At 69.7% G+C, this 13,156-nt stretch carries 10 protein-coding genes; 9 read left to right on the top strand and 1 reads right to left on the bottom strand.

All coding sequences use genetic code 11. From position 1 onward, the window contains the following. The coding region (locus tag ACFU7Y_RS26475) for a DUF4331 family protein (protein WP_380769860.1) at window positions 1-874 on the bottom strand (874 nt) is incomplete at its 3' end. 1,474 nt (window positions 875-2,348) lie between these two features. Between ACFU7Y_RS26475 and ACFU7Y_RS26470 the strand changes: the two genes are divergently transcribed. The 9 genes from ACFU7Y_RS26470 to ACFU7Y_RS26430 all read left to right on the top strand — a co-directional run bounded on the left by ACFU7Y_RS26470 (window position 2,349) and on the right by ACFU7Y_RS26430 (window position 13,086). Further along, the gene (locus ACFU7Y_RS26470; protein WP_380769859.1) at window positions 2,349-3,425 is read left to right on the top strand and encodes a terpene synthase family protein; all 1,077 of its coding nucleotides are present in this window, start codon (window positions 2,349-2,351) and stop codon (window positions 3,423-3,425) included. 63 nt (window positions 3,426-3,488) lie between these two features. Further along, complete coding sequence (locus ACFU7Y_RS26465; protein WP_224279314.1) at window positions 3,489-4,880, top strand: cytochrome P450; 1,392 nt, start codon at window positions 3,489-3,491, stop codon at window positions 4,878-4,880. Between the two features lie 287 nt (window positions 4,881-5,167). Then, window positions 5,168-6,244, top strand: a complete 1,077-nt coding sequence (locus ACFU7Y_RS26460; RefSeq protein WP_380769858.1) for a polyprenyl synthetase family protein — start codon at window positions 5,168-5,170, stop codon at window positions 6,242-6,244. 317 nt (window positions 6,245-6,561) lie between these two features. Then, on the top strand, window positions 6,562-7,593 hold the full coding sequence (gene mvk, locus ACFU7Y_RS26455; RefSeq protein WP_224279311.1) for a mevalonate kinase: 1,032 nt from the start codon (window positions 6,562-6,564) through the stop codon (window positions 7,591-7,593). Then, entirely contained in the window at window positions 7,586-8,638 is a 1,053-nt protein-coding gene (gene mvaD, locus ACFU7Y_RS26450) for a diphosphomevalonate decarboxylase (protein ID WP_380769857.1), read from the top strand. The genes mvk and mvaD overlap by 8 nt, the downstream gene beginning before the upstream one ends. Then, window positions 8,635-9,762: a phosphomevalonate kinase gene (locus ACFU7Y_RS26445; protein ID WP_224279307.1), complete on the top strand. Its 1,128-nt coding sequence runs from the start codon at window positions 8,635-8,637 to the stop codon at window positions 9,760-9,762. Before mvaD ends, ACFU7Y_RS26445 begins: the two co-directional genes overlap by 4 nt. Further along, window positions 9,759-10,850 carry a type 2 isopentenyl-diphosphate Delta-isomerase gene (gene fni / locus ACFU7Y_RS26440; RefSeq protein ID WP_224279306.1) on the top strand — a complete coding sequence of 364 codons (1,092 nt, stop codon included), beginning with the start codon at window positions 9,759-9,761 and terminating at the stop codon, window positions 10,848-10,850. The genes ACFU7Y_RS26445 and fni overlap by 4 nt, the downstream gene beginning before the upstream one ends. Window positions 10,851-10,879: 29 nt before the next feature. Next, complete coding sequence (locus tag ACFU7Y_RS26435) at window positions 10,880-11,908, top strand: hydroxymethylglutaryl-CoA reductase (RefSeq protein WP_224279296.1); 1,029 nt, start codon at window positions 10,880-10,882, stop codon at window positions 11,906-11,908. A 2-nt stretch (window positions 11,909-11,910) separates the two neighbouring features. Then, window positions 11,911-13,086, top strand: a complete 1,176-nt coding sequence (locus ACFU7Y_RS26430; protein WP_224279294.1) for a hydroxymethylglutaryl-CoA synthase — start codon at window positions 11,911-11,913, stop codon at window positions 13,084-13,086. The last annotated feature ends 70 nt before the right edge of the window (window positions 13,087-13,156 follow it).

Here is a 13,156-nt window from a genome sequence, read left to right as displayed (position 1 = left end):
CCCCGGGGCCGCGCCGCGCCCCTCGGGGGCCGGTCGCCGCCCCGGGGGCTGCTTGGTCGGGCCGCCCTTGAGTAACTGATGGCGGAAGCCGAGTACGGCACCCGCAGTCCTCCCCGGGCTCCGGGGGCGGCACGGCACGAAGCCGCCTCGGCCCGACGCCCGGCAGGACGGTGCGTAGGGCCTGTTCGGCGGCCTGCGGGTCGTAGTCCCCGAAGTGCTGGAGGACGGCGGACCAGGGTTCGCGGTAGGTGGCCCAGTCGTCGGCGGGCTCGCCGGCGTTGTAGGCGTCCTTGACCTCTTCCGCGTTGAAGTACGCGGTCAGGGAGGGGTGGGCGCCGCGGTCCACGGACGTCAGCTGCCCGTTCTGGCGCAGGCTGACCCGGCCCCAGACGCCGATCTCGGGGTGTGTGCCGAGTTCGGCGTTCGGCACTTCCAGGACGATGGCGAAGACGTTCTTGTCGGCACCCCAGTCCACGCCGGTCCACTGGAACTTGGCGACGATGCCGTCGAGGTCGGCGAAGAACGGGTCGCTGCGGAACCCGGCGTAGAACGTGTACGGCCCGGAGTGCGCCGCGGTGGTCTCGGCGCCGAAGTTCACCGGCACGTCGATGAAGAGCTCCTGGCCGAGGGCCTCGTGGGAGCGGGCCTGCTCGCCCGTGGCCCGCAGGACGGTGACGCTCTGGCGGCCGTCCTCAGGCGGGGAGAAGACGAAGCTATACGCCACGTCGGAGCGGTGGTCGCCGTCGGTGTCGACGTTGACGCGGTAGACGGCGTCCGGGTGGAACGCCTGGCCGCCGATGGGGGCGACCGGGTTGACGTTCAGGATCAGCACGGTCCGGTCGCCAGGCACGGTGAAGGCGAACAGGTCCGTCATGTCGAGGCGGGCGTCGTCCAGGGGAGCGGAGGTTGGGGCCGCTGAGGTGATGAGACATGCCCACCAGCATGAGCAGCCCTGCCCCTTCGTGCCCGGCTGGCGGGCTCTTCGTGCCGCGGATTCACACCGATGCCGCCCCGCCGCGTCCGTCGGGCCGTGCTGGTGGAGCGGATCACCGAGCGGGCTCCCCGCCGCCGACGCTGACGGCCGCGCCTTGTTGCCGGCCCGTTGTCCATCGATTGTCTGCCGGGACGCTGGGCTCAGGTGCTGCCCGGGGTGCCGCGACCGTGTTGACCAGGGCGTTGACTGTATGCCGACGAGGTCGTTGATCGTTTGTCTACCAGTATCCCTGACCGTATATCAGGTCCGGTCACGGACTCGGCGGCTTCCGGACGGGGCCGCCGGCGGACGACTCAGGAGGACTCGCATGTCCCGTATTCCCCTTCGCGTCCGCGCCGCGGCCGTCGCGGCCCTGGTCATGGCCGTCGCGCTGCCCCTCGCGGGCACGGCCACCGCCTCGGCGGCGGTTCACCCTTCCAACTCGCGCCCGTTCACGAGAGCCCCGCCGGACATCTCCGGTCCGGCCGGTGATCGGACGGCAGCTCGTCCGTGGACCGCACGGGGGCCCCGGGGCGCCACCTCCCGGATGGCTTCCCGCCGCGCCCCGCCCCACCCCGGGCCGCGGTCCACGGCTCCGTCGCCGAGTGGGCGGACGAGAGCATGTCCGTCCGGCTCACCGGTGAGAACTCCACCTCCGTCGCGCCCCGAAGAGGGCCGCCGAACGGCCCCGCCCCGGACGCGTCGAACGGAGACCACATCCAGGGGGCGTTCCGGGTCCCGGCGTCGACGGCGAGCCGGACGGTGTCCGGGGCCGGTGGGTCCTCCCGGTGGCGAGCGTGGAGCCGACGGACGAGATTCCCGGTTCCGGCATGTGATGATCGAAATCCAGCCATGTGACGTGGGTCATACGCTGGGAGCTCCATTTAGCCGGAAAAGGAGCCTCCTTGTCCGGGGGTATATTCAGGTGAATGGCCTATGGTGCGCGCACCACATTCCCGCCATAGGGGTCGCACCCAGCATGGAGGCGAAATAATTAAATATCGGACATCGCGGCGCGCTCGGGATGTTTCGAACGCCTGATCGCTCGATCTGGATCAAGCCACCCTATGGTTCGAATCTAACTGTCCTGTTTAGTTTCTGACGGCAGTGAGGCGTCGAGGACTGCCGAGGGGGGACGGCAGCGAGACGTCGATGACTGCCGAGGGGTGCGGCAGTGGGACGTCAATGAATGCCGCGGGGGGTTGAGGCGCTGACATTGAGTGCTGTTCCTCGAGTCCGCGCCATTTGGGTCCGTAGTGGGTCGCACACAGCCCCGCCGCCCAAGGCCGTCCAATGCTCCGGGTTTATTCCGGGGGCCACCCCAGCATTACTGTGACATTCCTGCCGCTCAGTCCTGCCCGAAGGGATTTTTGGCATGACAACCGTGCGCCGCACACTTGGCGTTCCGCCATTTTTCTGCCCTTTGCCCGACGCCGTGTACGACAAGCCGGAGGAAATAGATGCCGGCGCCGTCGCCTGGATGTTCCGGCAAGGGTTCCGCAAGGAGGGTGACTGGCTGCCGCGCATGAATGCGGGTTCGTACACCGCACACTGCATGCCGTACGTCCTCGACCGGTGCGCCGAGATCATCACCTATGTCATGTACTGGGGCGGCGCCTGGGACGACGACCTCGACGTGATCCCGGGGCTGGACCAGCCCGCACCGCTGACGGTCCACGTCAGCCGTCTCAAGCACATCCTCGCCTCGCCCAAGTCCGTCGTGCCGCCCGGAGACGCGTACCTCTCCTCCTTCCAGGACTTCTGGAACCACATCTCCACCGTGTCGACCCCGGGCCAGCTCGAGCACCTGCGCCAGGGTTTCTGCAGCTACTTCGACGGCGTGCTGTGGAAATGTGCGAACCAGAGCCTCGATGAACTCCCCGAACTGGGCGACTACCTGATCATGCGTGGCAACGATGTGGCCGGCCCCTGGCTGACCGCACTCACTCCGATCGGCGGCGGCTACGAACTGACCGCAGCCGAACGCCTCGATCCCCGGGTGCGCGCCGCCTCCGAAGCCGTATCCGTCATCGTCGGTCTCGACAACGACCTGATCTCCATTCACCGGGAGAATCTCCAGGGCTTGTTCGACCAGAACGCCATCAGCATCATGGTGCGCGACCGGCAATGCACGCCCGAGGAAGCGGTCGCCGAGGTCCGCGCGCTGCGCGACCGAATCATGTCCCTTTATCTGAATCTGCGTGACCAGGTCTCCGCGACCGCCCGCCCGGAACTGCGGCGATACGTCCACGAGATCGGCTACTGGATTCGCGGGCACATCATCTGGGCGGACTTCACCACCCGTTACTGCGCGCCTGTCGACCCGGAGACCGGCGAAGAACAGGACTTCGGTGGCTACGGCCTGCTCTGGGCCGACGAGCCGGCTGACGCCAACCCTGCGCCCCTGCCGATTCCACAGATCGCCTGGTGGTGGGACCAGTTGGAGAAGTGACAGCGGCGACGCAAAGTCCGACAGGTCCACAAGTTCGCCACTAACCGCATGGAGGTTTGTTCCGTGACAGGCCAGGAAACCCGCAGCTACACGAAGGGCAGCGCACCGAATGCCCTGCCCGTGCTCGGGCACGCGAATCAGCTGCGCAGCGACCCGCTCACCTTCCTCCGATCACTGCCCGAGCAGGGCGATCTCGTGAAGATCATGGTGGGGCCGACCCCCATGTACATCGCGTGCCACCCTGATCTGGTCCACGAGATGCTGACCGACAAGGTCAAGGACTTCGTCAAGGGCGGTCCCGTGATGGACCGCGTGCGCACGGTCCTCGGAGACGGGCTGGTCACGGTCGACGGCCTCGTCCATCGCAAGCAGCGACGCCTGATCCAGCCGTCCTTCCACCCTGCGCGCATCGCCGAGTACGTCGGCATCATGCAGAAGCAGGCAGCCGTGTCGGCTCATGAATGGCCGGAAGGCAAGAACGTCGACCTCCTGATGCAGATGGGCAACCTCAGCGCCGACGTGGCGCTGAGCTGCCTCTTCTCCGAGCCCGGTGAGGGCGAGGTGCGCCGGGGCGGTCACCACGGTCTCCCGACGGCCCTGAACACCGTGATCGACGGCATGTTCTTCCGCATGCTCAACCCGCTGCCGGCGCTGTCCTTCCTGCCCACTCCCGGCAACCAGCGCTACAAGCGGGCGGAGGCGCAGCTGCACCAGGTGGTGAACGAGACCATCGACCGCTACCGCCGCTCGGGCGACGGCGGCGGTCTGTTGCGTACGATGATGACGGAGGTCGACGAGGAGGGGCACCGCTTCACCGACCAGGAGCTGCACGACCAGTCCATCACCCTGCTCCTCGGAGGCGCGGAGACCACCGCCGTCCTGATGTCGTGGATCTTCCACCTGCTGCACGAGAACCCGCAGGTCGCCGCCAAGTTGCACGCGGAGCTCGACGAGGTGCTGGCCGGCCGCCCGGTGACGGCCGAGGACCTGAAGAAGCTGCCGTACACCCGCAACGTCGTCGCCGAGGGTCTGCGCCTCTACCCGCCGGCCTGGCTGCTCAGCCGTCGTGCCGCTGTCGACACCACGCTCGGCGGGCTGCCCGTGCCGGCCGGCACCGAGCTGTCGTACAGCCCCTTCCTGCTGAACCGGGACGCCCGCTACTTCGACGCCCCCGACAGCTTCGAGCCGGACCGGTGGCTCACCATGTCGACCACTCCGCGCAAGGGCGCCTACCTGCCCTTCGGCGCCGGGAACCGCAAGTGCATCGGTGACGCGTTCGCCCTCACCGAGGCCCAGGTCATCGTGGCCACCGTGGCCCAGTACTGGAAGCTGGACCGCGCCCCGGGCACCCGCCCCACGCGCGCCCTCGTGCGGATGAGCCTGCGTCCCGACCAGCTCACGGTGGTGCCGACCCGTCGGCAGCCGGCACGCGAGCCGCAGTCCGCCGCGAGCTGAACCCGTTCCGTTCGACCGACAGGGGCCCGGCGGGTGCCGCACCGGGCCCACCCCTGCCCGGCATGCCCTCCACCATGTGAACCCGCATGTACGGAGGGCATGCCATCCGGCGCGGCCCGAACACCCACCACTCGCCCCTCCCTCGGCGACCCGCACCTGCGGTGCGGCCCGGCGACTGCCGGGACCCTCCTTCGCCCGGCCGGAAAGTGATGCCTCTCGGCGCTTTCCCTCCCATGCCACGTCCTCGCGGACGCGGCCACATGGTCTTGACGAACAGGAGTAACGACATGAACTCGACCACCAGCCTTCGCGAGCTGGGAGCCGATGCCCTGGACTCGGTTCATCTGCGCGGCCTGATCGACGAGCGATTGAACGCCTTCCTCGACGCCAACTGCGACAGGCAACCCCACCTGGTCTCGCTCATCGAGCACCTGCGTGGCTTCCTGACCGCCGGCGGCAAGCGCATCCGGCCGCTCTTGTGCATGGTGGGCTGGCACGCGGCGGGCGGATACGGCGACACGGGGCCCGTCATCGGCGCGGCGGCCTCGCTCGAACTCTTCCACGCCTTCACCCTCATCCACGACGACGTGATGGACGCCTCCGACACCCGGCGTGGCCGTCCGACCCTCCACCGGACGCTGGAGACGGGTGCGGACGCCACGACCGCCGAGCGGTTCGGCACCAATAGCGCGATCCTGCTCGGCGACCTGGTCATGGTGTGGTCGGACGAGCTGCTGTACTCCAGCGGCATCGACCACGAGCGATTGGTCGCCGTCCGACCGCTGCTGGACGCCATGCGCACCGAGGTGATGATCGGTCAGTACCTGGACCTGCTGGCCACCGGGAAGCCCAACGAGGACGTCGAACGGTCGCTGGCCGTGATCCGCTACAAGACGGCGAAGTACACCGTGGAGCGGCCGCTGCACATCGGCGCGGTCCTTGCCGGAGCGGACCAGGCCCTGCTGGACGTCTTCACCGCCTACGCCCTTCCGATCGGCGAGGCCTTCCAATTGCGCGACGACCTCCTCGGCGTCTTCGGCGACCCGTCCAAGACCGGCAAGTCGGTCCTGGACGACCTGCGGGAGGGCAAGGCGACCGCTCTGATGGCACACGCCCTCCACGCCGCCGGCGCCGAGCAGGCGCGGGTGCTGAGGTCCCTGGTCGGCGACCCGGACCTGGACGAGGCAGGCGCCGAGACGGTTCGCGGGATCCTGCGGGCCACGGGCGCCGCCGACAAGGTAGAGCAGATGATCACCGATCGTGTGCAGCGTGCCCGGCGGGTCCTGGACGAGACCCCGTTCCCGGACGAGGTCAGGAAGACCCTCGAAACCTTCGTCACCACCACGACACTCCGGACCACCTGAGCACCACGTCGGCGCGGGTCGCCACCGTCCCGGCGCCGCCACACGCGTCGCTCGCCTCGCGAGCCCACCCCGTCCGGAACCCGCTGCCGGGGGCGACCGGGGGAGAACCGGCCCGGCACCCGCCAGGGACGCGGTTCCGCGAGCACGCACCGTCGGGTGCGGCTCGACGCCCTGGCCCGCCCTGCGCGATGACATCGCTCGCGCCGGCGGCCGCGACCGCCGGCCACGGTGGTCCGGGGGTGGCCCGGGCGTGACGCGGCGCGCGGTCGAACGGGCTTACTTCATTCCTTCCTAGAAATCTGGATGACGCGATCTCAATGGAATTTCGACAAGGGGAGCTGAGCACGTCGACTCCACCGGCCTCGGCGGCAGGGACAGCGGACAGCCGCCGTGCTCGCTCGGTCGGCACCGGCCACGCCCATGCCAAGGCCATTTTGCTGGGGGAGCACGCGGTCGTCTACGGAGCCCCGGCGCTCGCCCTGCCCGTTCCGCAGCTGTCGATCACCGCCAGCGTCGGGTTCTCCACCCGCGGTGAAGAACCGGCAGGTGTGTCCTTCACGATGACCGGATCCGCCTGGAAGGAGGTCGGAACGCAGGCATCCGAGGGGCTGCGTCGGCTGACCACCGACTTCAGGGCATCCACGGGCATCGACGACGGCCGGCATCTCGATGTGATCATCGACGGTTCGATCCCGCTCGGCAGGGGGCTCGGCTCCAGCGCGGCCTGCGCCCGTGCCGTCGTCCTCGCCCTGGCCGACCTCTGCGGCCGCGAGGTCTCGCAGCGGACGGTGTTCGACCTGGTGCAGACCGCCGAGAACGTGGTGCACGGCAAGGCCAGCGGCGTCGACGCCATCACCGTCGGCGCGAGCGCGCCGTTGCTGTTCCACGCGGGCGAGGCCCGCACGCTGCTGGTGGGCTGCGACGCGCTGTTTGTCATCGCGGACAGCGGCACCGTCGGCAGCACCAAGGAAGCGGTCGACAAGCTGCGGGAGAGGTTCCGACTCCACGCCGGAGCACAGGAGCGGTTCGTCCGCCGGGCGTCGGAACTGACCAGCGAAGCCGTGACCACCCTCGCCGCCGGCCGGCCGGAGGAGCTCGGCTTCCTGCTGACGGAGTACCACGGAATGCTCCGCGAGGCCGGGCTGAGCACTGACCGGATCGAGGGGATGGTGAGTGCCGCGCTCGCCGCAGGAAGCCTCGGCGCCAAGATCACCGGGGGTGGACTGGGCGGCTGCGTGCTCGCTCTGACCCAGCCCGAGCAGGCGAGAGAGGTCACCCGGCGGCTGCACGAAGCGGGGGCCGTGCAGACGTGGATCGTCCCACTGAGGAGGCTCGTCACGCATGTCTGAGCAACAGATCACCGTGCGCCGCCTGCAGGACCGGCAGGGCGCGAACGGGGCCACCGCCGTCGCGCACCCGAACATCGCGCTGATCAAGTACTGGGGGAAGCGCGACGAGCGCCTCTTCCTGCCGTGGACCAGCAGTCTGTCGATGACTCTTGACATCTTCCCCACGACCACCCGGGTCCACCTCGACGCCGAGGCTTCGGACGACGAAGTGACCTTCAACGGCGTACCCGCGGCGGGCGAGGAGCGGCGGCGCATCGCCGGGTTCCTCGACCTGGTGCGCCGGCGGGCCGGGCTCACGCACCGGGCCGTCGTCGACACCCGCAACACCGTACCCACCGGGGCGGGCCTGGCGTCCTCCGCCAGCGGCTTCGCCGCGCTCGCCGTCGCCGCCGCCGCCGCGTACGGACTGGACCTCGACGGCACCGGTCTCTCCCGCCTGGCCCGCCGCGGTTCCGGCTCGGCCTCGCGGTCGATCTTCGGCGGCTTCGCCGTCTGGAACGCTGGCAACCCCACGGCGCCGCCCGCGGAGGCCGACCTCAGCTCCTGCGCCGAGCCGGTACGGACGGGCGACCTCGACCCCGCACTGGTCATCGCGGTGGTCAACGCTGGCCCCAAGGAGGTGTCCAGCCGCGCGGCGATGCGCCGCACCGTCGAGACCTCGCCCCTGTTCGAGCCTTGGGCCGCGTCGAGCCGGGACGACTTGACCGAGATGAGGGCGGCGCTCCTGCGCGGCGACCTCGACACGGTGGGTGAGATCGCTGAGCGCAACTCTCTCGGCATGCACGCGACCATGCTGGGCGCGCGCCCTGCAGTGCGCTACCTCGCGCCCGCCTCGCTCACCGTCCTCGACAGCGTGCTGGGGCTGCGGCGCGACGGCATACCGGCCTACGCGACCATGGACGCCGGACCGAACGTCAAGGTGCTCTGCCGTCGTACGGACGCCGACCGGGTCGCCGAGGCCGTGCGCGACGCTGCCGCGGGCGGCACCGTGCACATCGCCGGGCCCGGACAGGGCGCCCGCCTGGTGGACGCGGGCGGACGATGACCTCCGGGCGAACGGTCGTCCGCAGTGCGCCCGGCAAGCTGTTCGTCACGGGCGAGTACGCGGTGGTGGAGCCCGGTACCCCGGCCATCGTGGTGGCCGTGGACCGGGAGATCACCGCCACGGTGACCCTCTCCGAAACGGCCGACATCGTGATCTCCTCCGATCTCGTCCCCCGGGCGGTGAACTGGCGATGGCTCGACGGCCGGCTCCACGCTCCCGGCACGGAGAACGGGGAAGCCGACGGACACGGCGCGCGGGGCGCACTGACGCACGTGGTGGCAGCGGTCGAGACCGTGGGACGACTGCTGGCCGAACGCGGCCTGCCCATGCCCGGGCTGGACCTCTCGATCGGCAGCCGGCTGCATGACAACGGCCGCAAGTACGGCCTGGGGTCGAGCGGCGCGGTGACCGTGGCCACGATCGACGCCATCACGTCCCTGTGCGGACTGGACCTCTCACCCGACGCCCGGTACCGCCTGGCCGTGATCTCCTCGGTCGGGATCGACCCCGTGGGCTCCGGCGGTGACCTCGCCGCCAGTACCTGGGGCGGCTGGATCGCGTACCAGGCACCCGACCGGGCCTTCGTGCTCGACCTCACCCGCCGGTACGGCGTCGAGGAGGCGTTGCGCACGCCCTGGCCGGGCCACTCGGTCCGGAGGCTTCCGGCCCCGCGCGGCCTCGCCCTCGAAGTCGGCTGGACCGGCAACCCGGCCTCCACCGCCTCGCTCGTGTCCGGTCTGCACCGCCGGATCTGGCGCGGCACCGCGTCGCACCGCGCGTTCGTGGAGACCTCCACCGACTTCGTACGCGCCTCGATCACCGCTCTCGAGGCCGGCGACGACCAAAGCCTGCTGTACCAGATCCGCCGTGCCCGGCGGGAGTTGGCCCGCCTCGACGACGAAGTCGGGCTCGGCATCTTCACACCCGAGCTGACGGCCCTGTGCACGGTCGCCGAAACCGTCGGCGGTGCCGCCAAGCCGTCGGGCGCGGGCGGCGGCGACTGCGGCATCGCGCTGCTCGATGCCGAGGCCATGCACGACATCTCACATGTACGGCAGCGGTGGGCCGCGGCCGGGGTGCTGCCCCTGCCCGTCCGGCCCGCCCCGGAAGGGACCGAGAAATGAGCGCTCAGCGCAAGGACGACCACGTCCGGCTCGCCATCGAGCAGCAGGACACCCGCAGCGGGATCAACCAGTTCGACGAGGTGTCCTTCGTCCATCACGCCCTGGCCGGCATCGACCGGCCGCAGGTGTCCCTGGACACGACCTTCGCCGGGATCTCCTGGCAGGTGCCGCTCTACATCAACGCGATGACCGGCGGGACCGCCAAGACCGGCGTCATCAACCGAGGTCTGGCGATAGCGGCCCGCGAGACCGGGGTACCCATCGCGTCGGGCTCGGTGCACGCCTACTTGAAGGACCCGACGTGCGCCGACACCTTCCGCGTCCTGCGCCAGGAGAACCCCCACGGTTTTGTCATAGCAAATGTCAACGCGACGGCATCGGTCGACGACACCCGGCGTGCCCTCGATCTGCTGGAGGCCGACGCCCTGCAGATCCACGTCAACACGGCGCAGGAAACGGCCATGCCGGAAGGCGACCGGTCCTTCGGGTCCTGGGTCCCGCAGATCGAGAAGATCGCGGCGGCCGTTGACGTACCCGTGATCGTCAAGGAGGTCGGCAACGGCCTGAGCCGGGAAACCGTCCTGCTGCTGCGACAACTGGGGGTCCACGCGGCGGACGTCGGCGGCCGGGGCGGCACCGACTTCGCCCGGATCGAGAACGGCCGGCGACCGCTCGGCGACTACGCGTTCCTCCACGACTGGGGCCAGTCCACCGCCGCCTGTCTCCTGGACGCTCAGAGCGCCGGTCTTCCCGTGCTCGCCTCCGGCGGCGTCCGCCATCCCCTCGACGTCGCCCGCGCCCTGGCCCTGGGCGCCTCCGGCGTCGGGGCCTCCGGAGTGTTCTTGCGCACCCTGCTCGACGGCGGTCCCGAGGCGCTGATCGAGCAGCTCACGAACTGGCTGGACCAGCTCGCGGCCCTCCAGACCATGCTCGGCGCGCGCACTCCCGCGGACCTCGCGAGCAACGACCTGATCATCCACGGCACCCTCCGTTCCTTCTGCGCCGACCGGGGCATCGACACGGGGCGACTCGCCCGGCGTTCCCGATCGGCCGACACCCTTCACAACGCGACAGGAAAAGCACAGTGACCGACACACACGCCATTGCCAGGGTCCCCATGAAGTGGGTCGGACCCCTTCGAGTCTCCGGGAACGTCGCCAACACCGAGACCCACGTTCCCCTCGCCACCTACGAGACACCGCTGTGGCCCTCCGTGGGCCGCGGCGCGAAGGTGTCCATGCTCACCGAGCAGGGCATCGTCGCCACCCTCGTTGACGAGCGCATGACCCGCTCGGTGCTCGTCGAGGCGACCGACGCCCAGACCGCGTACACGGCCGCCCGCGCCATCGAGGCGCAGATCGAGGAACTGCGCGCCGTGGTCCGCAGCTGTAGCCGGTTCGCCGAGCTGCTCACCGTCCGGCACGAGATCGCGGGCAACCTGCTGTTCATCCGGTTCGAGTTCAGCACCGGCGACGCCTCCGGCCACAACATGGCCACGCTCGCCTCCGACAATCTGCTGACGCACCTGCTGCGGACCGTTCCGGGAATCTCCTACGGATCGATCTCCGGGAACTACTGCACGGACAAGAAGGCGACCGCGATCAACGGCATCCTCGGCCGCGGGAAGAACGTGGTCACGGAACTGCTCGTCCCGCGCGACGTGGTGGAAGGCGTCCTGCACACCACTGCCGCCAGGATCGTCCAGCTGAACATCCGCAAGAACCTGCTCGGGACCCTGCTGGCCGGCGGCATCCGCTCGGCCAACGCCCACTACGCCAACATGCTGCTCGGCTTCTACCTGGCCACCGGGCAGGACGCGGCCAACATCGTCGAGGGCTCCCAGGGCGTCACCCTGGCCGAGGACCGCGACGGTGACCTCTACTTCTCCTGCAATCTGCCCAACCTGATCGTCGGCACCGTGGGCAACGGCAAGGGCCTGGAGTTCGTGGAGACGAACCTGACCCGCCTCGGCTGCCGCGTGGACCGCGCCCCCGGCGAGAACGCGCGCCGGCTCGCCGTCATCGCGGCGGCGACGGTCCTCTGCGGCGAGCTCTCGCTGCTCGCGGCGCAGACCAACCCGGGTGAACTCATGCGTGCACACGTCGAACTGGAGCGCGACAACAAGACAGCAAAGGTCGGTGCCTGAACATGTCCAACGCCGCTTCCTTCGGAATCCACGATCTCTCCTTCGCGACGACCGAATACGTCCTGTCGCACGCGGCACTCGCCGAGTACAACGGCACGGAGATCGGCAAGTACCACATAGGCATCGGCCAGCGGTCGATGAGCGTGTGCGCCGCGGACGAGGACATCGTGACCCTGGGGGCCGCCGCCGCGGCCCCGATCATCGCCCGGCACGGTTCCGAACGGATCCGGACGGTGGTCTTCGCGACGGAATCCTCGATCGACCAGGCGAAGTCCGCCGGCATCTACGTGCATTCACTGCTCGGCCTGCAATCGGCCTGCCGCGTCGTCGAACTGAAGCAGGCCTGCTACGGAGCCACGGCCGCCCTGCAATTCGCCATCGGACTCGTACGACGCGACCCCGACCAGCAGGTCCTGGTGATCGCGAGCGACGTCTCCAAGTACGAACTGGACAGCCCCGGCGAGGCGACCCAGGGTGCCGCCGCGGTGGCGATGCTGGTCAGCGCCGACCCCGCCCTGGTCTGCATCGAGAACGCCTCGGGCCTGTTCACCGCCGACGTGATGGACTTCTGGCGGCCGAACTACCGCACCACCGCCCTCGTCGACGGGCAGGAATCCGTCGAAGCGTACCTGCAGGCGGTCGCAGGCAGCTGGAAGGACTACGGCGAGCAGGGCGGGCGCACACTCGACGAGTTCGCCGCGTTCTGCTACCACCAGCCGTTCACAAAGATGGCCTACAAGGCACACCGCCACCTGCTCAACCACGCGGGCCACAGCGCCGACCAGGCCGACATCGAGCACGCCATCGGGCAGACCGTGGCCTACAACACCTCCATCGGCAACAGCTACACCGCCTCGGTGTACCTCGCTCTCGCCGCGCTGCTCGACCAGGCGGACGACCTGACCGACCGGCCCATCGGCTTCCTCAGCTACGGTTCCGGCAGCGTCGCCGAGTTCTTCGCGGGCACGGCCGTCCCCGGCTACCGCGAACACCTGCGGACCGCAGCGAACCTGGCGGCGATAGCCAGGCGCAAGCCGGTCGACCACGCCCGCTACCGCGAGCTGCACGAGTGGTCCTTCCCGGCCGACGGAGGAGACCACCCCACCCCGCAGCAGACCACCGGGCCCTTCCGGCTGGCCGGCGTCAGCGGTCACAAGCGCATCTACCAGGCGCGCTAGAACACCTGCGATCCCGAACACCTGCGGTCCCATGCGTGCGGGGGCAGCCTCCGCGGCTGCTCCCGCACGC

It is taken from the genome of Kitasatospora sp. NPDC057542 (assembly GCF_042801945.1).
Lineage (GTDB): Bacteria > Actinomycetota > Actinomycetes > Streptomycetales > Streptomycetaceae > Kitasatospora.
The sequence above is the reverse complement of the archived record's forward strand: the minus strand, read 5'-3'. Positions and strand labels throughout refer to the sequence as shown.